Consider the following 22,739-nt stretch of genomic DNA (forward strand, 5'->3'; position numbering starts at 1 on the left):
TTTACACAGTCTAGCGGGCTTTTCTTGCAATTTGGAGTGTTATTTTTACCCATTTTTCCTTTTGAAAGTAATGGGTTGGGTGGTTTTTAACGGGGGACTAATCCAATTAATTACCTGCTACAGCTTTTGCTTTTTTAACCGGTAAACACCGGTCTAAAAATGTATCCATCGCACGGAAAGTATCAATACGATTTTTTTCGTTTAACAAATAATGATCTTCACTCGGCAACTCCAAAAAGGTCACTTCTTTTTTAGCTTTTTGTAGCGCGTCGCGCATTTCATAACTTTGTTGTATTTTAACCTGGCGATCATCAGTGCCGTGCACCAACAACACGGGCACTTTAATTTTATCGGCAAAATTAACCGGCGAAATTGCGCGCAACGTCGAATTGTCATTTCCGATTTGTTCGTCCACCACATTGTAACTACGCCAAAATGCACGATTGTCTTTTACCAGGTCAAACACGTTAGACACACCGTTGACGCTGATTGCACAGCGATAAAAGTCCGGAGTTTTTACTACCCCCATTAAAGCGGCATAACCACCATAGCTTGCTCCCACAATCGCGATGGCATTAGGGTCTGCTATGCCATCAGCAATTAATTTTCGCGCACCGTCTTCAATATCATCCTGCATCTCCTTGCCCCAGTTTTTCAAGCCAGCATTACGCAACTCAATACCTTGGCCATCGGAACCACGGAAGTTCATCTGCAGCACAGCATAGCCTTTATTGACAAAAAACTGTGTCCAATAATCAAAGGCGTCATTATCACGCGAGATTGGCCCGCCGTGTGGGAATAGCAACGTGGGTAAATTTTTGGCAGGTTGATTTTTGGGCGTGGTTAAATAAGCCTCAATTTTCAACCCATCTCTCGCCTTGTATTCGATCTGCTCGGTTTTGCTCAGCACTTCGGGAACTAATTTTTTGTAGCTATAGGCCACCGCATCTAATTTAATCGGATTAGTTTGCCCTAAATAATAAGTACCTGAATCTGTACTACTTGTGGAGAATACTAAAAATTTTTGCTGATCATCGGTAATCGAATAAATGTAATTACGATTACCTGGAATTGCTTTATCAATTTTTGTTTGTAGAGTTTGCAATTCTTTATCGAAAAAATAGGTCCCACCTTGCTCCATGCTAGTCACACCAATAACTGCATCATTCAATGGCGAATATATCAGGTGCCCCTTTACATCGTAGGTGGGGTCAGCGAGAACTAATTCCCGTTTTAAATCAGGATCTTTCAAATTAACCTTAAATATTGCCAGACGTTTTTGGTGGTAGGCGCGGATATAAAGCACGTTGGGATCCTTATCAAATCCCAAGGCTTCTACTCGCTCTTCAGAAAAAATACTGTATGGCCACAGCTCTCGCCAGTTCCCAGAGTTGGCATCTAGCACTTTTGTTGATTGAATCCCTTTATCATCGTTGGCATGCCCTAATCTAACCTGATGGTGTTGATCGGTTATCCAATCACTTACTTCTTTTTGTGCGGGATGATAAAGGCTGGCTTTTTGTGTTTTGATATTCACTTTGTAAACAATGGGCTCACGCCAGTATCCAATATCCACTCCTGGCATTTGCATTAAAATATGTTCAGGATCATTGGGTAACGTGTCCACCACATAATCACGTATTGGTGGCAATACGTTGTAACGGCGCAAAAATGTGCGCGTAAACGGCTCAGTAACTTCACCGGTTTCGGTATCTATAATCATCAAATGAAAATCACGGGTTTTAAAACGAACCCGCTGCGCATTAACAACAGTGTCACGTTCGGAAGGGCTAAATACACCAACCAATAACGTCTTGTTATCTTTCCAGCTCAACCACCTCATAAAAAATTTAGAGTTATCGGTGAACAAGGCAATTTTCATTTTTTTTGTGGCCAGATCCAACACATGTACGCCAACGCCTTGAATGTCGCCAACATTAATTCGGGCGTTATAAGCGAGTGTCTTGCCATTAGGCGATAACACTAAACGATTCACATCTGGCAGTTGGGAAAAATCTTCTGTCGCAAGTTGAGTTGTTGCAGAATTGGTTGCCGAAAACAAAGCAACGCACATAATGAATAAATAACGAAAATAAAAGCTCATAGATAATCCTTTTTACCCTGGCTATAGCCCACTTAATTTTTATATATGCAATCCCATTCAGCGTTTTAAAAACGACAAAATCACATGCGCAACTACAATAAATCACCTCTCTTTATTCAACAAGTTTTCAATACCTAGTTAGCAATCAAAACCTAAAAAAAATGCCCGACGAATCGAGCATTTTTATAAGTAAAAAAAGCGTGATCGCTTAAATCACCATAATCCCATCAGCTTCAATCAGTGCGGCGCGGGGCAGTTGGTTGATACCTACCGCAGCGCGGGCGGGATAGGGTTGCTGAAAGTATTGCCCCATCACTTCATTTACGACTGGGAAGTTAGCCAGATCAGTCAGGTAAATGTTGAGCTTGACTATGTCTTTCAAACTGCCGCCGGCGGCTTCGCATACGGCGGCCAAGTTTTTAAATACCTGATGCGCTTGCGCGGCAAAGTCGCCTTCAACCATTTGCATGGTTTTTGGGTCGAGCGGAATTTGGCCGGAGAGGTAAACCGTATTGTTGGCTTTTACGGCTGGGGAATAGGTGCCTATGGCGGCGGGGGCGTTATCGCTGTGAATAATAGCTTTATTGGTCATAAGTGAACCTTATTGGCGTTTTTAAATAAATGGAAAAGCGAAGAGTAGAAGCGAAAGTATAGAAGATAATGGCTAGTTTTTACTGCGATTGACCCGAATCACAAAACCCAGGTTGCGGATGCGGCGCATGATGTTGGCAAGGTGGATACGGTTGTGCACGCCGATGCACAGATGAATCACACTGTTGTGGGCATCGCGCTCGTGTACGTTGATATGTTCGATGCTCGCCCCCTGCTCGGTAATGCGAGTGGCGAGGGTGGCGATAATACCCCGGTCGCTTTCCACTTCCACCCGCACATCCACCAAAAACTCACCACTGACTGTGGCAGCCCAGTTGACCTGGCTGATTTTGTCGGGATAGTTGCGGATTTCGGCGATATTACGGCAGGTATCCTGATGGATTACCAAGCCTTTGCCAGAGCTGACGTGGCCGATAATCGGGTCGCCGGGAATCGGGCGGCAGCAGCGCGCGAAGCTGATCATCATGCCTTCGGCGGCATCGATAGTAATCGCCGAGTTGAGCGTACCGGGTCGGCCTTTCACATCCGCATCTGGCTGCAGCAATTTGATCAGCGAATAAACCACTTTGTTGCCAAGGCCAATCTCTTCGTAGAGTTTGTCCATGGATTCCAATTGCGCGCCCATCAGCAATTTATGCTGCTGCTCTTCGCTCAAATGTTCCAAATCTATATGGTTTTCTGCCAGCGCGCGGCTGAGCATACGCTTACCGAGAGTAACTGACTGGTGATGGCGCTGATGTTTGAGGTAATGACGAATCGCCGAGCGCGCCTTGGCCGATACCGCAAAATTGAGCCAGTTGGGATTAGGCTGGGCGCCCTGTGCGGTGATGATCGCCACCTTTTGGCCGCTCAATAGCGGCTGCGACAGCGGCGCCATGCGCTCATTGATACGGCAGGCGACACAAGTATTACCCACATCGGTATGTACCGCGTAGGCAAAATCGACCGGTGTTGCACCGGTGGGCAACTCGACAATTTTGCCTTTCGGCGTAAATACATAAACCTCATCGGGAAAGAGATCAATTTTGACGTTTTCGATGAATTCGAGGGAGTTGCCCGCATTTTTCTGCATTTCCAGCAGGCCTTGCACCCATTGGCGCGCGCGGCTGTGGCTGGCGTTGATTGGTTCATCGCTATTGGATTTATAGAGGAAATGGGCGGCGATACCGCTGTTGGCCATTTCGTCCATTTCCTTGGTGCGGATTTGCACCTCAATCGGCACGCCGTGCATACCCACCAGCACAGTGTGCAGCGATTGATAGCCATTGGCTTTGGGAATGGCGATGTAATCTTTAAATTCGCTGGCGACGGGTTTGTACAGGTTATGCACTACACCCAGCACGCGATAACAGGTGTCCACCGTGTCCACAATGATGCGGAAGGCGTAGACATCCATAATTTCTTTGAAGAACTTTTTCTTCAGGCGCATCTTTTCGTAGATGCTGTACAAATGCTTTTCGCGCCCAATGACAATTGAGTTGATATTTTCTTTGAGCAGACGCTTTTCAAAAGAGGTTTGGATTTGCTCAACCAATTCCTTGCGGTTGCCGCGCGCGGTTTTCAACGCCGCTTGCAAGCGAGTCGCGCGCAGTGGGTACATGCAGTAGAAACTGCGGTCTTCCAACTCCAAGCGCACTTCATTCATGCCGAGGCGGTGGGCGATAGGCGCGTAGATCTCCAGGGTTTCTTTTGCGATACGGCGTTTTTTGTCGGGCGGCATGGCGCCCAGAGTGCGCATGTTATGCAATCGGTCGGCGAGTTTGACCAGAATCACACGCAGGTCATTGGCCATGGCCAAGGCCATCTTCTGGAAGTTTTCCGCCTGTTTTTCGGCGTGGGATTCAAACTCAATCTGGGTGAGCTTGCTCACGCCATCCACCAAATCCGCCACTGAATCGCCAAACTGACCAGCGATGGCTTTTTTGCTGATGCCAGTGTCTTCAATCACATCGTGCAGCATGGCCGCCATCAGGCTTTGATGGTCCATATGCATGGTGGCGAGAATGTCGGCAACCGCGAGGGGATGGGTGATATAGGCTTCGCCGCTGCGGCGTTTTTGGCCGTCGTGGGCTTGTTCGGCGTAGAAGTAGGCGCGCTTCACCAAATTAATTTGGGAAGGTTCCAGATAAGACGAAAGCCGGTGGCTCAAAGCCTCTATGGTTTGCACGTCCCTCTCCAGAAATCACGCCAGACAACAGACCCGCCGGGGAAGATAGCGGGTACTGGCAGAAAAAAAATCGACTTAGATATCGTTTTCGTACACACGCTCTGGCTTAGGTTGCGGCAGAGTGTCTTTTTCCAACAGGATGCTCGCATCAATAAAACCTTCTTCGATTTCGCGCAGTGCGATAACGGTAGGCTTGTCATTTTCTGGGGCAACGTGTGGATCTTTGCCGCCGATGGCCAATTGACGTGCGCGTTTGCTGCCAACCATTACCAACTCAAAACGGTTGTCAACGTGATCCAAACAATCTTCAACGGTAATACGTGCCATAACTTTGTGTGCTCTACTTTCTATGGATGATCTAGGGCGCTGGGAATAGGCGCTTGGGGAAATACAGCTCAGCTGCAGTCCGGTCGGCTATTATGCGTCAGCAGCAGCAACTATGCCAACCGCGCATGACTAAATTTAAGCCAATAAGTCTTTCAGTAGCTGACTATGGCGCTCCGCCTGCCGTGCAAGCCGGATATGTTGACTGGTAATCAGCGCCTGAAATTGCGCCAGCGCGACGGTGAAGTCGTCGTTGATGATCAAATAATCCGCCTCGACATAATGAGACATCTCGCTAATCGCCTCACTCATGCGTGCATCGATTACCGACTCATCATCTTGCCCACGACCAGTCAACCGCTGACGCAAACAAGCCAGTGACGGCGGCAGGATAAACAGGCTAACCGTATCCGGCATCAACTTGCGCACCTGCGCTGCACCTTGCCAATCAATTTCCAAAATCACATCTATACCCTGCTTGAGGGTATCCACCACCCATTGCTGCGAAGTGCCGTAGAGATTGCTAAACACCCGCGCATGTTCGAGAAAAGCACCCTGTTCCAGCATAGATTCAAACGTCGCGTGATCGACAAAGTGGTAATTCACTCCATCGACCTCGCCGGGGCGCATAGGGCGGGTGGTATGGGAAATAGAGACGCAGACTTCCGGATTGGATTTCACCAGCGCGCTGACCAGACTGGTTTTGCCAGCACCCGAGGGCGCAGAAACGGTATAGAGGGTGCCAAGATTAGCCATGAAAGAACCTTAATCAGCAGTAAGTGGAGGCGGCATTCAATTGATGGGGGAAATTATGGCACAGCTTGCCGGAACTCACAGCCAAGGCGGCTAAGTTCCGCAGTGAATCACGCAAAATGGCGTCGCCGAGCGGGCAAAAGGTCATAAAGGCACATTAATATGGCATAGTAAGCCACACCCACAGATCAACTCCTGAGTTATTTATGTTGCGCCAATTACTCTCCATCACCCAAACCGCCGAACGCCTGCGCGTGCGCCCCGACTATGTGCGTGAACTGGTGGCAAAAAAACGCTTAAATTTTACCCACGGTGAACAGTTGGATGCCGCCCAAGTAGAAAAGCTGGCGCGATTGATGGAAAAGTTGCGCAGCAATGGCATTGCCACGCTGGTGGAAATTACCGCTCAAGATGAGGCACAAAAGGGCGAGGAACCTAGCGAACAATAAGCTCGCGCCCGAGTCATCGAGCGTGCGCGTTTAATCGTGTTAGTGCCGTTGGGTTTGCTGTTCGCGCACTTCGTAGTAGGTCTGCTCAGAAATTTTTTGGTAGGCCGCCGAATCTTTCATAAACGCTGAATAAGAATCGTACACCTTTTTAAATTGCGGATCTTTGGCCGCCTGCTCCGCGTATACCTGCTGCGCTATTTCATAAAAACGCTGCAACACTTCATCCGGCAATTTGCGAATTTGCACCCCCTGATTTTCCACCAACTCCTTCAACGCGCGGCTGTTATGCGCGGTGTAGCTGTCGAACATATCTTGACTCATCGCACGGGCGGCGTAGGTCACAATCGCTTGCAGATCCTTGGGCAAATTTTCAAACGCGGTTTTGTTGATGATCAATTCCATCGACGGCCCCGGCTCATGCCAACCGGGGTAGTAATAATATTTGGCGATTTGCTGGAAACCAAAGGCCAAATCATTTTCCGGCCCGACCCATTCAGCCGCGTCGATCACACCGGTCTGCAGCGCGGTATAAAGTTCGCCGCCGGGAATATTCACCGAGGTGCCACCGGCGATATTAAACACTTCACCGGCCAAACCGGGAATGCGCATTTTTAAGCCGCGCAAATCGTCTACTGAATTAATTTCGCGATTAAACCAACCGGCCATCTGTACACCGGTATTGCCCGCCGGAAAGGGGATTAAATTAAACGGCGCATAGAGCTCGCGCCACAACTCCATACCGCCGCCGTGATTGATCCACCCGTAGAGTTCCTGCGCGTTCATACCAAAAGGTACAGAGGTAAAAAATTGCGCAGCGGGCACTTTGCCGCGCCAAAAATAACTGCCCGAGTGCCCCATCTCCACACTACCGGACGACACCGCATCAAACACCCCCATGGCGGGCACTAATTCATTGGCGCCATACACATGAATTTGCAAACGCCCACCGGACATCTCATTAATCACCCGCGCAATATTTTCCGCGCCAACCCCTAAGCCGGGTGTATTTTTCGGCCAAGAAGTCACCATTTTCCAATGGTATTGTTGGGTAGAAACACTGGCGGATGCTTGCTCAGCTGCCGCCTCTTGTTGCAGCGCACCTTTAGGTTTGGATTTCTCCAATACCAAGGCCGCAAAAGTCGCGGCAAACAGCGCAATCAAAACGATGATAACCAGCGGATACCAATTGATGGATTTATTGTTCATGGTATTTGATTCGTAGCTCCTGCGTTTGGGCACTTCGTATTATTGGATTTTTTGTGTAGCCAAATTTGCTACAAATGTAGCTGATTTGGCTACATTTGTAGTGGCGGGCTTATCACCCTTAAGGTTTACAGCCCCTGCAACTTCGCATACTGCATCACTAACCGCTTGATGCCAATTTCGGCGAATTTCACTTGAATCACCGCGTTGGGGCCGGTGCCTTCAAATTGCAAAATCACGCCTTCGCCAAACATGGCGTGGGTGACGCGCTGGCCGAGGCGGAAGCCGGTGTCTTCTCCGGTTTCGTACATGGGGGCGCGTTTGGAGGCTTGGGTTAAGGCCGGGCGATTAAAACTCACCGGACGGGTAACCGCGGTTTTTAAACGGACTTCTTCGATACAATCTTCAGGAATTTCTTTCACAAAACGGGACACCGCGTTAAAGGTTTCATTGCCGTACAAGCGACGGGTTTCAGCGTAACTAATAAATAACTTTTCCATAGCGCGAGTGATGCCCACGTAACACAGGCGCCGCTCTTCTTCCAAGCGATCCGGGTCGTCCGCCGACATTTTATGCGGGAACAACCCCTCTTCCACACCGGCTAAAAACACCAGCGGAAATTCCAACCCCTTGGCCGAGTGCAGGGTCATTAATTGCACTGCATCTTCAAATTCATCGGCCTGGGTTTCACCGGCGTCGAGCGCGGCGGTGTCTAAAAATTGTTGCAGCGGCGTGAGGCCCTCATCATCCTCTTCTTCGGCATCAAATGCGCGGCAGGCGGTAATTAATTCCTGCAAGTTTTCGCCACGCGCCTGACCTTTTTCACCTTTTTCATTTTGATGAAAGGCCAGCAAGCCGGTTTCATCCAATACCTGTTTGGCAATCATATCGAGCGAGGCGGTATCGCCGTGGATATCAATCGCGTTGGCATCCTGTGCGAGCTTTTCAATCAAATTTAAAAAGGATTGCACCGCGTTGCCGGCGCGCGCGGCAAATACCCGCTTGGCTACCATTTGCTCTGCGGCCGCCCAAAGCGAGCAGCCCTGTTCGCGCGCAAACAGGCGGATATCGTCAACCGTTTTGCCGCCTATGCCGCGTGTAGGTGTGTTGATCACCCGCTCAAAACCGGCATCGTCATGGCGATTGCTGATCAGGCGCATGTAGGCCAAAGCATTTTTAATTTCGAGGCGATCATAAAAGCGCTGGCCGCCGTAGATGCGATAGGGAATCGCCTCGCGCAGCAGCGCCTCTTCCAATACCCGCGACTGGGCGTTGGAGCGGTACAAAATGGCGATGGTTTTCTTCTCGCGGCCTTTGCGCGCCCACTCCTGAATACGCTCAACAATAAAACGCGCTTCGTCCTGTTCGTTGTAGGCGGCGTAGAGCGAAATCGGGTCGCCTTTTTCACCATCCGTCCACAGCTCTTTGCCGAGGCGGCCGTAGTTGTGTTTGATCACCGCGTTGGCGGCTTTGAGAATATTGCCGGTAGAGCGATAGTTTTGTTCGAGGCGATACGTTGTGGTGTCGGCAAAATCCTGCGAGAAGCGCTGGATGTTTTCGATTTTTGCGCCGCGCCATCCGTAAATGGATTGGTCGTCGTCGCCCACTGCCGAAACACAGGAGGTTTTACCGGCGAGTACGCGCAGCCAGGCGTATTGCACGCTGTTGGTATCCTGAAACTCATCGACCAATACAAACGGGAAGCGCTGCTGGTAGTGTTCCAGAATGTGCGGTTTGTGCAGCCAGAGTTCGTGGGCGCGCAGCAGAATCTCGGCAAAATCCACCATGCCGCCGCGCTGGCAATCTTCTTCGTAGGCGCGATAAATCTGCAGCATAGTGCGCACAAACGGGTCGCCCGAATCCTGAATATGTTGCGGGCGCAGGCCTTCGTCTTTTTGGCCGTTGATGTACCACTGCGCCTGTTTATGCGGCCATTTGTTTTCGTCGATATTAAGCGCTTGGTAGACGCGTTTGATCAGCCGCAACTGGTCATCGCTATCCAGAATCTGGAAGTTCTGCGGCAGTTTTGCATCCTGCCAATGGGCTTTCAGCAGGCGGTGGGCAAGGCCGTGGAAGGTGCCCACCCACATAGTGCGGCTGTTGATGTGTTGGCCGTTCTGCGCGAACAACTCATCCAGCCGCGCGCGCATTTCACGGGCGGCTTTATTGGTAAAGGTCACCGCCATAATCGAGTAGGGCGATACTTTTTCCACCTGGATCAGCCAGGCAATACGATGCACCAATACGCGGGTTTTACCACTGCCAGCACCGGCGAGAATCAACTGGTTGCAGGCGGGGGCGGATACCGCTGCGCGCTGGGCATCGTTGAGGGAATCTAAGAGGAGGGAAACATCCATAACCGGTGCCAGTAAAAAATGTGGGGCAATTTTACTGGCTAGATATACATATGGCCATCTTTGTTTTTACTGGGCGGATCAGCGGGGCAATCTTGCGGGTAAATTACTTGGTGTTGTAGCTCTTGGCGCGGACTAATAACACAGCGAGCAATGCACCGATCAAGACTAAGAGTGGCGCTGATTCAGGTATTGCACTCGCCGTACGCGTTTGGTTGACCTGAAAACCCGCGCCTGGGGTGTTGGTTGCGGGCGCGGAAACGCTATGATTCCCAACCGTTACTTTGCCTTCCGCTGCAGTCATCTCAACAAAAACACAGTCTGCACTCGCGACCAATTCCAACCTTAAGGATTTACCGCAGTCGAGCATGGATGCATTGGCTGCCGCTACCATCATCAACGCACTCAATACCAATACAATATTGATGCTTACCGCCTGATTGAGGTGTTTCATATCCTTTCCTCACATGGGTATGTTTATGGGGTAACTGTGACTCTAGCAGCAAAAATACGTGATTCAAGTCTCACTATTTCGGCAAAATCCCGGCAGTTAGTTTGCTTATTTGTATGTTTAAGCGACAAGTCATTGATTTTGCTGGGGTCCGCCAGCGCAGCGCAACATTGCATTTAGCAGAAAGTTATAAGAGGAAAATCAGAAGGGAAAAAACGATCCAGGTAGTTCTTGTTTACGCAGCAATGCAACGACATCCATGCTCAGCGCGACACCGGCGTGCACCAAAACACCACCCCATATAGAGCGCGATTGCAAAGCAAGTATGCCGAGGAACAGGCCAAATAAAATGGCCCCGGTTGCCTCCAGCGCCAACTTGGGCAGGTGAATCATCATATAGGGCACACACATCACCCAAATGGCATTGGCGCCTATGGCGGGGCGCAGGGCATTCACCATAAAACCGCGGAAGAAAAATTCGAGAAATACAAACTGGCTCATATAGAGCAGTTCCCACAATAAAAAATCCAACCAGCTGCGCCCGGCGTTGCGATAAAACGGATAGTGATTGACAAAATCTTCACCAAAACTCACCAGCACCACAAATACCAAAATCGGGCTGAGCAGCAGCAGATAGCCGCGCCAGTGTTCGCCCACCTGATTCCAGCGCCAGCCAAAATCCACCATGGATTGCTGAAAGCCATAACGAATCACCAGCCAGGGCAACACAATAAACGTGAGCAGATGGCACAGTGTCCACCAGAGATAACCGCAGAGCTCCAACCAGCCGCTGGCCTGCAACCGCGGCCAGTAACCCGCATCCAACCAGCCCAACAACAGCTGCAGGTTCTGGGCAAACTTACCGTAATGCAGCACCAATAAACTCACCGACACACAGGCCAAGACCAGCATCACCCGGCGAAGGGCGGCGGGGCGATCCAGCGTATAAGAGGTCTCTGCACGGTCTATATCATCGAGCGCGCGCAAAATCTGGCGCGGGTGCAGAGCAGTGGCAAGTGTGGCGAGCTTCATGGTTATTTTTTCTTCTTCGCCGCTTCGCGCGCGGCAACCTGGGCGCGTTCGTAACTATCGAGGAACTTAAAAATCACATCGCGCGCGAGGCGAGTTTCGGAGTTGGATAAAAACACCATGCCGATTTGCAGGTCGCGATTGAATACCATCTCGGTGCGGAAACCTTTTACATGACCGCCATGATGGATAAAGTTTTTGTAGCGACCGTAGTCAAATACGCGCAAGCCCATGCCATAGGCGGTATTGTCCACCGCTTTACGCACCCCATAATAGTTTTGCGCCGGGGTATTTTTGGTCACCCGCGACTGGATGGGGTTGAGCACCGCAAGCGGCAATACATCCTGACGTTTGCCCATTTGTGCCAGCAAAAAGCGCGACATATCGACAATACTGGCATTCACCCCTGCCGCTGGTGCTACGCGATACCAATTGCCAACCACGGCGGTGGGTACCCAGCGCTTGCCATCATTGATATGCGGCGCGGCGCGATTGGGTGAGGCGTTATAGCTGGCCAAACCATAGGACGCCGTGCGCATCCCAAGTGGATCAAATACTTTTTCTTCGGTGTACTGCTCGAAACTCATGCCTGATTTTTTCTTGATCATATCCCCCGCGAGGCTATAGGGCACGTTCTGGTAGGCAAAACACTTGCCCGGCGGGCAGACGAAATTGACATAGCGCAAGCGCGCGACTGAATCGGCGTAGCTCTTGCCCGCATCGATATAGTGACTGTAAGTGTGGCGCGGCAAACCCGAGGATTGAGAGAGAATATGACGCAAGGTGAGCTGCTTACTGTAGCGCGCATTGCTAAAGGTAACATCGGGTAATACCGCGGTGACGGTGGTCTCCCAGTTGATGCGCCCTTCGCTCACCAACACGCTCGCCGCCGTTGCAGCAAATACTTTAGATAATGAAGCAAGACGAAACACCGTATCTGGCGTGACCGTTTCGCGGGTGCCTGCACGGCGTACGCCATAGCCGTTGAGGGATTTGATCTGCCCACCGGAGACAATAACAACCGCTACGCCCGGCACAAAGGGCGCAATCTTTTTGGCGACGTAATCCTCAAATTCCGGCACAAATGCCTCCGGATGCCCGACCGGATAGCGCGGCGCCTTGATCGGCGCTGTAGTCACCAACGGAATATTGATCGCCACTGGGCGCGCCTCTTTGGCAGCGCTGGGGGCAGGAGGGGGCTTTTTTGCCGCTACCGGTGCAGCGGCTACCGATGTTGCAGCAACCGCCGCAATACTCTTCGCGCTAGAACTGACAATAGCAACTGCAGCAGCGGAGGAAACCGAGGAAGCCGCAATCGATGCCACCGCAACTGGCGGGGGCGTTTGGGTATAGGTCATCGGCTGGATTTTAGGTGCATAGGTATTTTGCGCCGCACCAAGCGAACTGGCAGCAGCACTAGCTTGCTGTTGAGTCTGTTGTTGAAACGGCAGGGCGATGGGCACAGTGACCCGTTTTTCGCCGTTTGCCTGCACCACTGGCGCCGCCAGTAATACCCCCAAAGCAGCGCCGCTGATGAGGCGCCCCCATGAGTAAAAATTACTACTTATTGTTGATCGCATAACCAAACAGCTAACTCGTTAAGGGTCAGTAAGTGATGACCATAAAAATTGGGGGCAAAAAAAATGCGATCTTTACTGCGTATCCTCGATGCTTTCAAACATCAACAGATACAAGAACGCCACTTTTGCCCTAGCCCCACTACAGGTAATAAGACAAAAAGTGGCGTTTTCGTTCCTTTGATTACACTCTGATTTGTGTGTTAATCAGGCTCGTGCCTAAAAAAACACTGCAGGGTGTAAAAATCCAGCATGCTGATCTATTTAATGATCGCTACAAGGTTTTAATGTACTCAACCAAATCCCAGCGCTCCTCTTCGGTCAGTGGCTCCATTTTCACGCCATTAACCGCCGGTGCATTGGCGGTTCCGTATTCGTGACCGCTGTTGTAATCCCCGCGCTTGTCGGCTTTGAAGGTAAAACCCTCGTAACCTTCGGTGCGCAGGCCCACTTTGACCGGATCAAACTCGCGGCTGCCTACTTTAAATTGGTTCGGGCGATAGTGCCCATCAGCCGGGTCATTAGCGCCTTTTACTGGCAACAACAGGTCATAAATGCTCGGTACTGAACCGTTGTGCAAATAAGGGGCAGTTGCCCAAATGCCATTGAGTGAACGCGCCTTGTAGGATAGCAGCGATTGGTAGGGCGCAGCGGTGGTATCCGGTTGATAGTTGCCGGATTTTACACTGGCTTTGATTTCATTATCAAAGAAGGATTTGGCCAACATATACAGCCAATCCAGCGCGCGGCGCGGCCACCATTTATCCGGATCCGGTGCGGTAGTCACTTCGCCCATAGTCGCTGCGGTAAGGATCTGCACTACCGGCGCCTGATTTTTAATTACCAATGAGCCCACGCTTTCACTTTGATAGGTATTGGTGAAGTTACCCGCATAGCCTTTGTAATTGACACTGTTCTCTGCCATAGCCCGGTCGGTGCCCACTACATCCAGGCTCGACATATCGGCTACCACAATCCGGTCGTGGTCGGTGCGGTCAATGACCTCGTGGCAGGATTCGCAATACTCAGCATAAAGTTGACGGCCACGACGCACTTTTTTTGCATCGATTTGCCACTCGGGTAACTTGCCAAAAATCTCATTGGCGATTTTTTGCTGGGTATTATCGGTTTCCAGCGTCGGCCAGACAGGTGAGGTGAGGCTGGCGAGATGGGTCTCCAAACGCGACAGGTTTACCAAGTCGATGGAAGAAGTGAAATCGATTTGATAACTCTTACTTTTTTGCCCGGTAATAAACGATGATAAACTCCAGCCGCGCTTGTGTGCGGTCCAATCGAGAATCCCAAACACCCCAATCACTTCACCGGTATTGCGCCCCAGTGGGCCAACCCCGGCATTGGCAGCCAGACCATTCCACTGTACATAATCTGATTGCACTATGTCCCACAAAAAGGGGTAGCTTACCGGCGCGTTTGGTTCATTAAATATCTCTGCTTTGATGCGATTCATATCGCTCATTGCAAGGCCTGGATAGCCTTCTTTGGTGGACATCAACCGGTCGATGATTTGGGCAAATTGCAGATCCCCAATAATGGTTTCGCTGATGCCTTCCAGTACTTTGTCAACCTGTGTCGGCGTCAGCAAATCAGCCTCGGCGTCGCCAGCTTTGGTCATCCCCAACAGCACATCGCGCACTTGATCACGACTGATCACATGTTCCAGCACGCGGTTATAAATACGACCAAAGGCATCCAACCGCGCGTAACCGTATTCAACTGTCGAGTCGTTAATATTGTTGTAAAGGCGAATTTTGCGCGCCCAGCGCCGCAGATCAGCCTGCACGGTTTCGGCATTGCTATAGGTGTTATTTAGCTCCAATACCTTAGCCACAAAACGCTGGTTCTTTTCGCTGTCAGCCAAGGCAGTATCCATACTCTTTTGCAGCTCGGTGAGAAAACCCACCATATCGGCCATGGCCGGACCGCCATCGATACGCAGTGCCGTGCCTTTGTAATTCACCTGCCCGGTGTGACAGGCGGCGCAGGTAAAACCAATGTAATCGTTGCCTTTGTAGGTCTCTTTTACAAAACCAACCGGCAGACCGTCGGGATTAAAAAAGGTGGGTTTTTGCGGCAGGTAGCGATACTTATCGATGACACTGTTAGCGCGAAACGGTGCTTTGGAATCCGCCTGTTCCAGCGCGATAAAAAAGTCGTAGGGCATTAACGCCGAACCTTGCGTGGTGTTGTAGTACCAGAGGCTGTCGTTGGCAGTCCAACCCTGATCCAAATAAATGGGGGTGGAATAGCTCTCGCCAAAGGCGCCGTTTTCAATCGCAATGGCGCCGCGCTCCGGGTCATCATCCCAGCTTTGGTAAAGTTTGCCGATTAGCAGAGTGATGCCGAACGGGATGGCGAGAATTATCACCAACTTGGTCAGCCGCCACAGATTGTGTCGGGAAAATAGATCGCACAGGCCAGCGTTGAATGCGCCCATAGGGTTAACTCCTCTTTAGTGTTTTTTTCCTAAAGTTTCTTATGTTATTGCTAGTAACTTGTCCGGATTACAACAAAACCAATCAATCCGGCGTAAGTAATCGCTCGCTAAAGATACTACTCATGCCCGCGATTACCAAAAAAAATTATTACCGCACATTACATCGAAAGACATGTCTTGCCACAGCTTGCAACTGGATCGCCTTACGATTAGTGTATCCGCGAGTTTTTTGCCCCCGTTTATGCTTGATCACTACCGAGGAATTACCATGAAAAAAACCACCCTTTTACTCGCCGCCATCGTCAGCCTGACCAGCGCCTGCAGCTGGGTAAAAGTCAGCGAACAAGGCGCCAGTGTTGCGGTTGCCAATGCCGGCAATGTACGTAGCTGTGACAAAGTGCGCACCGTGAACGTCAAAGTCAAAGACAACTTTGTTGGCTCGATGAAACGCTCACCGGAAAAAGTAGCGACTGAACTGACCAATATGGCGCGCAACGAAGCTAGCCAATTTGGCGGCGACACAGTAGTGCCTGCAAGCTTGGTACAAGATGGTCGCCAAAGCTTTGATGTGTACAAGTGCAACTAAGATAATTGCATCGCCGCTCACCAGCGGCTGAGTATAGTCGTCACTCCCGCATGCGGGGGTGACGACTCCCTACTTAACCTAAACAACACTCATCCTTGCCGCTATTTCCCCGATGACTGTTATTAATCTCCTTCGTTTCGTTCTTGCACTTAACCCGCCACCAGAGTCAAAACTTTGCTAGTGTTAGCACTAGGCATTGGCTGTCTTATTTCTGTCACACAATTGCCATAATCTGGCGCGATATTGCTCCACACGAATCAGTTTAACGAGGTACAAGGTGTCTAGCGCCTATTTCAATCGCGAGCTAAGTCTGCTCGAATTTAATAAACGTGTCCTTCATCAGGCCTATAATCGCAGCTTGCCACTGCTGGAACGGCTGCGTTTTTTAGGCATTTTTTCCACCAACCTCGATGAGTTTTTTGAAGTGCGCGTCGGCGGTCTGGTTGAAATTCTGGAGCGCAACGCACCGCCCACCCAAGGGCCGGACGGCTTGACCCAAACCCAAACCCTGAACGAAATTTCAGTGCGCGCCCACGCCTTGGTGGCAGAGCAATATGCCATTCTCAATAACGAAATAGTGCCGGAAATGCACGAGCACGGCATTCATATCCTGCGCCGTGAAGAGTGGACAGAGGCGCAGATCCAACATCTCAAACAGGTGTTTTTGTCCGATGTATTGCCCGTACTCAGCCCGATTGGTTTAGACCCGGCGCACCCGTTTCCGCGCATTCTCAATAAAAGTTTGAATTTTATCGTCCGGCTGGATGGCAAAGATGCCTTCGGACGCAATTCCGGCCGCGCGATAGTGCAGGTGCCGCGCTCGCTGCCGCATATTGTTGAACTGCCTCCAGAGCTGAGCGATGACGGGCGCAGTTTTGTATTTATCTCCTCCATCATTCACTTTTTTATGGGCGAAATTTTTGTCGGTATGACGGTGATGGAAAGCTACCAATTCCGCCTCACCCGCAACTCGGACATTTTTCTCGATGAAGAAGAGACCGAAGATTTACTGCGCGCGGTACAGGGTGAGCTGGCCTATCGCCAATACGGCGACGAAGTGCGTTTGGAGCTGACCGATTCGTGCCCCGCGGAACTGGAACAATTTCTATTACAGCGCTGTGAAATTAAAGCGCGCGATTTATACCGCATCAACGGCCCGGTCAATTTAAATCGCTACGGTGACTTGTTCGATCTAATCAAAGACCCGCAGTATTATTTCAAACCGTTTGTACAGGCGATGCCAAAACTGCCCAAGCGCACCAACTCCTATTTTGAGGTGTTGCAAAAGCAGGATATTTTGCTGCATCACCCCTTTGATGCCTTTCAAGGTGTAGTGGATTTTTTGCGCGAAGCCGCCGCCGATCCCCATGTCTTGGCGATTAAACAAACCCTGTACCGCACCGGCACCAACTCACCGGTGGTAGATGCGCTGGTCGCCGCCGCCAAGGCAGGTAAAGAAGTCACCGCGATTGTCGAACTGCGCGCGCGTTTTGATGAAGAGCAAAACGTAGCGCTGGCCGAGCGTTTACAGCGCTACGGCATTCACGTGATTTACGGTGTTGTAGGTTTTAAAACCCACGCCAAAATGATTTTGGTAGCTCGCCGCGAAACCGACAAGCTGCGTTACTACGTGCACATGGGCACCGGCAACTACCATATGCGCACCAGCAAGCTTTACACCGACTATGGCCTGCTCACCTGCGACAAAGAAATCGGCGAGGATGTGTACCGCATCTTTTTGCAATTATCGAGCATGGGCAAAGCCTCCAAAATGGATGCGCTTTTGTACGCCCCCTTCACCCTGCACAAAGGTATGGTGAAGCGCATCCGCATCGAAAAAGAAAATGCCGAACAGGGCAAGCCCGCGCGCATCATTGCCAAAATGAATTCGCTTTACGATGAAGAATTGGTAAACGAACTCTATGCCGCCTCGCAGGCGGGAGTACAAATCGATTTGATTGTGCGCGGCGTCTGCCAACTGCGCCCCGGAGTAGCCGGGCTGTCGGACAACATTCGCGTGCGCTCGATCATCGGCCGCTTTCTGGAACATCACCGCGTGTTTTATTTTGAAAATAGTGGCAACGCCGAATTATTTTGTTCGAGTGCGGACTGGATGCTGCGCAATATGTTTCACCGCGTAGAAACCTGCTTCCCAATCAAACACAAAAAAATTCGCGACCGCATTATCGAAGACTTGGAACTCTATTTACGCGATAACACCCACGCCTGGCTGCTGCAGGAAGACGGCAGCTACATCCCCACTCATCCCCAAAAGGATGAAGATGCAATAGACGCCCAAGCCATTCTGCTGGAACGCTGGTCAGCGCATATTGGTAATTAACCCCAAGGTGAGCTTACAAACTGTAATTGGCGGGTAATTTGGCGGCAGCTGTCGTCACCGACAGTGCTTTAAGTGGTCTAGATTGGGGGTGTCGCAACCGGAGATAGACATGCTAATTCGCAAACTTAGAGAAGATAGGGGTATTTCGCAGGAACAACTTGCTGAAGCGGCTCATTTAAGTCTTCGCACCATTCAGCGTGTTGAAGCGGGTCATCGTGTGAGTTATGCATCGCTTCGGGCTCTGGCGGCGACATTTGCTATCAATGTCGACTTACTGGAACGGGAGCTATATGCAATGAACAGCACAACAAATGAGTATATCGAGAGACCATTATGGGTAAGGCTTATTCTGGGGCTGCCGTCCTTAAGCCGCTTGGGGCGCCCCGAGCTGATAAGGCATGAGGCATTCCTGGTTGCCTATGCGCTTTTTGCCTATGCCGCATCCTTTATTGTCGCACGCCTAGAGTTTCCGTTTTTGGGTTTAACCACCGTCGATGCGCTGTATTTGAGCGCTTTCTCGGCTTTGTTCGTGGCCTACCTTGCCGCTATCTCATTGCGCCTGCGCGATAAATTTAACGCATGGACAGCACACTCATCCTGAACCCTTGGGTTGGGCAGCAATGCCCAACAGCAAATCTCCCATTACGTCGCAAAATTGAGAAAAACTTCGCCAATCTGGCGTTTAAAATTACGCCACTGGTTTTTCATTAATCATACTTATTATATTATCGCTCACACCCGCTTCCGGCAACGTACCGGTTTTCTCCAGCAGGCTAACAATCACAATAATTCCAATAATCAGTTGTAGCTGAACCTAACGGCATTCGGTAACACCCAAATAAACGCAGCTCCGGCGCGCATGACAGGTTTGCTATGTCTTGCGATCGGGCCTGCCTTACTCATCGAATAACGAGATAACCACTATGAGCAGATTCTCTTTGCAGCCACGGCTGCGCAAAACCCTGTTAGCGTGTTTTTGTGTCGGCCTCAGCCTCGCCAGTTTCAGTAGCTTTGCCGCACGCCAAGCCGAATACCTCGACCGAGGTGTGGTTGCGCTGCCTTCTGGCAGCGGTGTGCTGATCAGCTGGCGCATGCTGGGTGATGATCCATCCAACGTGAGCTTTAACGTCTATCGCAACGGCAGCAAAATCACTGCATCGCCCATTACCAATAGCACCAACTATCTGGATAGCAGCGGCACTACCAGCGCGGCTTACACCGTCCGGGCGGTAGTGAATGGCGTCGAGCTGGCAGCGAACGCCGCCAAAGCGACTTGGGCGAACCCTTATCTGACCATTAACCTCAATCGCCCTAATGGCGGTAGTACACCGAGTGGTGAGGCTTATAGCTATTCGCCCAATGACCTGAGTGTGGGTGATCTGGATGGCGATGGTCAGTATGAAATTGTCGTCAAATGGGACCCATCCAATGCCAAGGACAATTCCCAATCGGGCTATACCGGCAATGTGTTTATCGATGCTTATGAGATGGATGGCACCCAGCTCTGGCGCATCGACCTGGGCAAAAACGTCCGCGCTGGCGCCCACTATACGCAATTTATGGTGTATGACCTGGATGGCGACGGCAAAGCCGAAGTGGCGATGAAAACCGCCCCGGGCACCCGCGATGCCGCAGGCACTGTGCTCGGCGGCAGCAATGCCAATACCGACTACCGCACCTCTGCCGGTTATATCCTCTCAGGCCCGGAATATCTCACTGTTTTTAACGGCCAAACAGGCGTGGCAATGGCGACGACCGACTATCTGCCCGCACGCGGCACCGTCAGTAGTTGGGGCGATAACTACGGCAACCGTGTCGATCGCTTTCTCGCTGGTGTCGCCTATTTGGATGGCAGCCGCCCCAGTTTGATATTTTCCCGCGGCTACTACACCCGCGCCGTGCTGGTCGCCTGGGATTGGCGCAACGGCCAGCTCAGCCGCCGCTGGACCTTTGATAGTAGCTCCAGCGGCAATGGCGCCGCTGCCGGTCAGGGCGCTCACTCGCTTACGGTGGGCGATGTGGATCAGGACGGTAGAGATGAAATCGTATTTGGCGCCGCTACTATCAACGACAACGGCACTCTGTTGTACTCCACTGGCTTGGGTCACGGCGATGCGCTGCATCTCTCCGACTTCCTGCCCAATCGCCCCGGTCTGGAAGTGTTTATGGTGCATGAGTCGCCCTCCAGTTACGGCAACCACGGGGTGGAAATGCACGACGCGAAAACCGGTCAGATTATCTGGAGCTTCCAAGGCGGCGGCGATATAGGCCGGGGCGTGATAATGGATATAGACCCGCGCACCCCCGGCGCTGAAAGCTGGGCGAGTGTAGGTGGCACCAATTCGGCCAGTGGCAGCCAAATCACCAGCAACAAACCCGCTTCAGTTAATTTTGCCGCCTGGTGGGATGGCGATCTGCTGCGTGAACAGCTCAACAACACCATGATCGATAAGTGGAATTACACCAGCAATAACAGCTCGCGTCTGCTCACCGCTTATAACTACGGCGCCGCCTCCAACAACGGCACCAAAGCGACCCCCGGTCTGTCCGCTGATATCCTCGGTGACTGGCGCGAAGAGGTGATCTGGCGCCACGAAAACAACAGCCAGCTACTGATTTTTGCCACCCCCCATGTCACCAGCCACAAGCTGCGCACGCTGATGCACGACACCCAATACCGCACCGCCATCGCCTGGCAAAACGTGGGCTACAACCAACCGCCGCACACCAGCTTTTTCCTCGGTGATGGCATGGCAACACCACCAGCACCCGACCTGAATTTTGTCGGCACCAACCCCAATGCCAGCGCACCGGTTAGCAGCTCATCGCGCAGCAGCACCGCTGTGAGCTCAACCCCGGCCAGTTCAGTTGCGCCCAGCTCGACTCCGGCCAGCTCATTGCCTGCCAGTAGCCGCGCAACATCCAGTGTCGCATCCAGTACAGCAACCGCAGCGGGCAACTGCAGCTATGTGATTAGCAATAACTGGGGTTCGGGGTTTACCGGCACGATCCGCATCACCAACAAAGGCAGCAGCGCAATCAACGGCTGGAATGTGAGTTGGACTTACGCAGGCAATACCCGCCTGAGCGGCACTTGGAATGCAACGGTCAGCGGCAACAATCCTTACTCTGCATCTGGCCTGAGTTGGAACAGCACCATTCAACCCGGGCAATCGGTTGAGTTCGGCTTCCAGGGCACTCACTCAGGCACAGCAGAAATTCCTGTAGTGAGCGGTTCGGCGTGTAATTAATTCGTGTGCAAAAAACAAAAAGCCGATGGCGTTTTGCCATCGGCTTTTTTATTGCGCCTGTTCTATTCAGAAATAAAATAGCCGACTTTGGTCTTGAATGTTTCCGCATCCAACTTGGTGACCTTAACCTCTGGTACCGGAAAAATAATATTGCCTGCTTTAGGAGATAAAACTCTCATCCACAAACCATTAAGAACATAATCAGTTACGTTTTTTTCAAACTCAGAAAAATTTTGATCAAACGCCTGCATTAACGCCTCATCTTCATTTTTACCGTCTTTTACTGCAGTTAAATAAACATCTAGACCCTGCCGTAATTCAGGTGAAGAGTTTATGTAATGCATAATAAAAAATGCGCGAGCATAAAACTGATCAATGACAACTCTATCGCTTATTTTGGTCGAATGAATGGGCAAACTTTTGGTTTTCATGATGCTTTCAGCATCTATCTGCAATCTCCCTGCATTGGAATAAAGTCCTGCGGTGCGAAACATAATGGCTTTGGGATTACCCAAATAAATTTTGTCACCGTCAAATTTAAACGTGCCTAGATACTCAGCCTTACCTTCCTGAACCCATAATGGATGAGGAACCCGATTGAGTGAATACTTTTGCACAAAATGCGTATATTCATGTAATAAAACCTGACGGCCAAAACTCGGCTTTTTCAAATCATCAGAGTAATTATCCACATTGGCGATAGCATAGTATCTGTCGGGGTGAATCACAAAAACGCCAGCCCAAGTTTTGGGCAACCCCATATGTTTAAAACTTGAGCCAGACCCCAATGCCAATACCTGTAGCGGATCAAGGTTTGGCTGTAATTGCATGCCCATTAACTCAATCAAAAAATATCGGTATGCTTCAAGATCATCAATCAAAATTCGCGCTTTCTTTTCTTTTAAATCAGTAATAATTTGAAAATTATCACTAGTGAGCTGCAACCATTTTCCCTTAGCCAATTTTTCAATATTAGCGGCAAATACTGTACTTGATAAACACACTGCCAACAGTAATAAAATAAAACGAAACGTGTAAATTAACCCTGACTTCATATAAATCCCTGCTCTATTATTCGATATG

The 22,739-nt window shown here is 50.6% G+C and carries 17 protein-coding genes; 5 read left to right on the plus strand and 12 right to left on the minus strand.

What is annotated here, in order from left to right; all coding sequences use genetic code 11:
* Window positions 1-106: 106 nt before the first annotated feature.
* The 5 genes from AC2CG4_RS13950 to gmk all read right to left on the minus strand — a co-directional run bounded on the left by AC2CG4_RS13950 (window position 107) and on the right by gmk (window position 5,963).
* Entirely contained in the window at window positions 107-2,104 is a 1,998-nt protein-coding gene (locus AC2CG4_RS13950) for an alpha/beta hydrolase family protein (protein ID WP_484486846.1), read from the minus strand.
* Window positions 2,105-2,312: 208 nt separating this feature from the next.
* Window positions 2,313-2,696 (minus strand): RidA family protein, encoded by a 384-nt coding sequence (locus AC2CG4_RS13955; protein WP_484486847.1) that lies wholly within the window; start codon window positions 2,694-2,696, stop codon window positions 2,313-2,315.
* Between the two features lie 72 nt (window positions 2,697-2,768).
* On the minus strand, window positions 2,769-4,883 hold the full coding sequence (locus tag AC2CG4_RS13960; protein WP_062060127.1) for a RelA/SpoT family protein: 2,115 nt from the start codon (window positions 4,881-4,883) through the stop codon (window positions 2,769-2,771).
* Between the two features lie 75 nt (window positions 4,884-4,958).
* Window positions 4,959-5,210: a DNA-directed RNA polymerase subunit omega gene (gene rpoZ, locus AC2CG4_RS13965; RefSeq protein ID WP_062060126.1), complete on the minus strand. Its 252-nt coding sequence runs from the start codon at window positions 5,208-5,210 to the stop codon at window positions 4,959-4,961.
* A 135-nt stretch (window positions 5,211-5,345) separates the two neighbouring features.
* Window positions 5,346-5,963: a guanylate kinase gene (gene gmk, locus AC2CG4_RS13970; RefSeq protein WP_484486848.1), complete on the minus strand. Its 618-nt coding sequence runs from the start codon at window positions 5,961-5,963 to the stop codon at window positions 5,346-5,348.
* A gap of 203 nt (window positions 5,964-6,166) precedes the next feature.
* Between gmk and AC2CG4_RS13975 the strand changes: the two genes are divergently transcribed.
* Window positions 6,167-6,409, plus strand: a complete 243-nt coding sequence (locus AC2CG4_RS13975; protein WP_484486849.1) for a hypothetical protein — start codon at window positions 6,167-6,169, stop codon at window positions 6,407-6,409.
* Window positions 6,410-6,448: 39 nt separating this feature from the next.
* On the opposite strand, the gene AC2CG4_RS13980 is transcribed toward AC2CG4_RS13975, so the two are convergent.
* The 6 genes from AC2CG4_RS13980 to AC2CG4_RS14005 all read right to left on the minus strand — a co-directional run bounded on the left by AC2CG4_RS13980 (window position 6,449) and on the right by AC2CG4_RS14005 (window position 15,478).
* The gene (locus AC2CG4_RS13980) at window positions 6,449-7,615 is read right to left on the minus strand and encodes a TRAP transporter substrate-binding protein (protein ID WP_484486850.1); all 1,167 of its coding nucleotides are present in this window, start codon (window positions 7,613-7,615) and stop codon (window positions 6,449-6,451) included.
* Window positions 7,616-7,740: 125 nt separating this feature from the next.
* Entirely contained in the window at window positions 7,741-9,969 is a 2,229-nt protein-coding gene (uvrD, locus tag AC2CG4_RS13985; protein ID WP_484486851.1) for a DNA helicase II, read from the minus strand.
* A 103-nt stretch (window positions 9,970-10,072) separates the two neighbouring features.
* Window positions 10,073-10,420, minus strand: a complete 348-nt coding sequence (locus AC2CG4_RS13990; protein WP_484486852.1) for a hypothetical protein — start codon at window positions 10,418-10,420, stop codon at window positions 10,073-10,075.
* A 198-nt stretch (window positions 10,421-10,618) separates the two neighbouring features.
* Entirely contained in the window at window positions 10,619-11,449 is an 831-nt protein-coding gene (locus AC2CG4_RS13995; protein ID WP_484486853.1) for a CPBP family intramembrane glutamic endopeptidase, read from the minus strand.
* Window positions 11,450-11,451: 2 nt separating this feature from the next.
* On the minus strand, window positions 11,452-13,026 hold the full coding sequence (locus tag AC2CG4_RS14000) for a serine hydrolase domain-containing protein (RefSeq protein WP_484486854.1): 1,575 nt from the start codon (window positions 13,024-13,026) through the stop codon (window positions 11,452-11,454).
* Between the two features lie 271 nt (window positions 13,027-13,297).
* On the minus strand, window positions 13,298-15,478 hold the full coding sequence (locus AC2CG4_RS14005) for a di-heme-cytochrome C peroxidase (RefSeq protein ID WP_484486855.1): 2,181 nt from the start codon (window positions 15,476-15,478) through the stop codon (window positions 13,298-13,300).
* Window positions 15,479-15,746: 268 nt separating this feature from the next.
* Between AC2CG4_RS14005 and AC2CG4_RS14010 the strand changes: the two genes are divergently transcribed.
* The 4 genes from AC2CG4_RS14010 (at window position 15,747) to AC2CG4_RS14025 (ending at window position 21,656) form a co-directional block, all read left to right on the plus strand.
* Complete coding sequence (locus tag AC2CG4_RS14010; RefSeq protein ID WP_484486856.1) at window positions 15,747-16,064, plus strand: DUF4156 domain-containing protein; 318 nt, start codon at window positions 15,747-15,749, stop codon at window positions 16,062-16,064.
* 277 nt (window positions 16,065-16,341) lie between these two features.
* The gene (ppk1, locus tag AC2CG4_RS14015) at window positions 16,342-18,405 is read left to right on the plus strand and encodes a polyphosphate kinase 1 (protein ID WP_484486857.1); all 2,064 of its coding nucleotides are present in this window, start codon (window positions 16,342-16,344) and stop codon (window positions 18,403-18,405) included.
* A 109-nt stretch (window positions 18,406-18,514) separates the two neighbouring features.
* The gene (locus AC2CG4_RS14020; protein WP_484486858.1) at window positions 18,515-19,006 is read left to right on the plus strand and encodes a helix-turn-helix domain-containing protein; all 492 of its coding nucleotides are present in this window, start codon (window positions 18,515-18,517) and stop codon (window positions 19,004-19,006) included.
* Window positions 19,007-19,328: 322 nt separating this feature from the next.
* Window positions 19,329-21,656: a rhamnogalacturonan lyase family protein gene (locus tag AC2CG4_RS14025; protein WP_484486859.1), complete on the plus strand. Its 2,328-nt coding sequence runs from the start codon at window positions 19,329-19,331 to the stop codon at window positions 21,654-21,656.
* Between the two features lie 62 nt (window positions 21,657-21,718).
* Here the strand turns inward: AC2CG4_RS14025 and AC2CG4_RS14030 are convergent, their stop codons facing one another.
* Window positions 21,719-22,711, minus strand: a complete 993-nt coding sequence (locus AC2CG4_RS14030; RefSeq protein ID WP_484486860.1) for a hypothetical protein — start codon at window positions 22,709-22,711, stop codon at window positions 21,719-21,721.
* Window positions 22,712-22,739: the final 28 nt, after the last annotated feature.

The sequence above is a fragment of the Cellvibrio sp. ATLC23 genome (genome assembly GCF_057196725.1).

What these genes read in the sequence shown, in the direction of transcription:
- gmk (WP_484486848.1), bottom strand. Translation starts at nt 5,963, where the DNA reads ATGGCTAATCTTGGCACCCTCTATACCGTTTCTGCGCCCTCGGGTGCT.
- AC2CG4_RS14020 (WP_484486858.1), top strand. Translation starts at nt 18,515, where the DNA reads ATGCTAATTCGCAAACTTAGAGAAGATAGGGGTATTTCGCAGGAACAA.
- AC2CG4_RS14010 (WP_484486856.1), top strand. Translation starts at nt 15,747, where the DNA reads ATGAAAAAAACCACCCTTTTACTCGCCGCCATCGTCAGCCTGACCAGC.
- AC2CG4_RS14005 (WP_484486855.1), bottom strand. Translation starts at nt 15,478, where the DNA reads ATGGGCGCATTCAACGCTGGCCTGTGCGATCTATTTTCCCGACACAAT.
- uvrD (WP_484486851.1), bottom strand. Translation starts at nt 9,969, where the DNA reads ATGGATGTTTCCCTCCTCTTAGATTCCCTCAACGATGCCCAGCGCGCA.
- AC2CG4_RS13990 (WP_484486852.1), bottom strand. Translation starts at nt 10,420, where the DNA reads ATGAAACACCTCAATCAGGCGGTAAGCATCAATATTGTATTGGTATTG.
- AC2CG4_RS13995 (WP_484486853.1), bottom strand. Translation starts at nt 11,449, where the DNA reads ATGAAGCTCGCCACACTTGCCACTGCTCTGCACCCGCGCCAGATTTTG.
- AC2CG4_RS14000 (WP_484486854.1), bottom strand. Translation starts at nt 13,026, where the DNA reads ATGCGATCAACAATAAGTAGTAATTTTTACTCATGGGGGCGCCTCATC.
- AC2CG4_RS13955 (WP_484486847.1), bottom strand. Translation starts at nt 2,696, where the DNA reads ATGACCAATAAAGCTATTATTCACAGCGATAACGCCCCCGCCGCCATA.
- rpoZ (WP_062060126.1), bottom strand. Translation starts at nt 5,210, where the DNA reads ATGGCACGTATTACCGTTGAAGATTGTTTGGATCACGTTGACAACCGT.
- AC2CG4_RS13980 (WP_484486850.1), bottom strand. Translation starts at nt 7,615, where the DNA reads ATGAACAATAAATCCATCAATTGGTATCCGCTGGTTATCATCGTTTTG.
- AC2CG4_RS13950 (WP_484486846.1), bottom strand. Translation starts at nt 2,104, where the DNA reads ATGAGCTTTTATTTTCGTTATTTATTCATTATGTGCGTTGCTTTGTTT.
- AC2CG4_RS14025 (WP_484486859.1), top strand. Translation starts at nt 19,329, where the DNA reads ATGAGCAGATTCTCTTTGCAGCCACGGCTGCGCAAAACCCTGTTAGCG.
- AC2CG4_RS13975 (WP_484486849.1), top strand. Translation starts at nt 6,167, where the DNA reads ATGTTGCGCCAATTACTCTCCATCACCCAAACCGCCGAACGCCTGCGC.
- AC2CG4_RS14030 (WP_484486860.1), bottom strand. Translation starts at nt 22,711, where the DNA reads ATGAAGTCAGGGTTAATTTACACGTTTCGTTTTATTTTATTACTGTTG.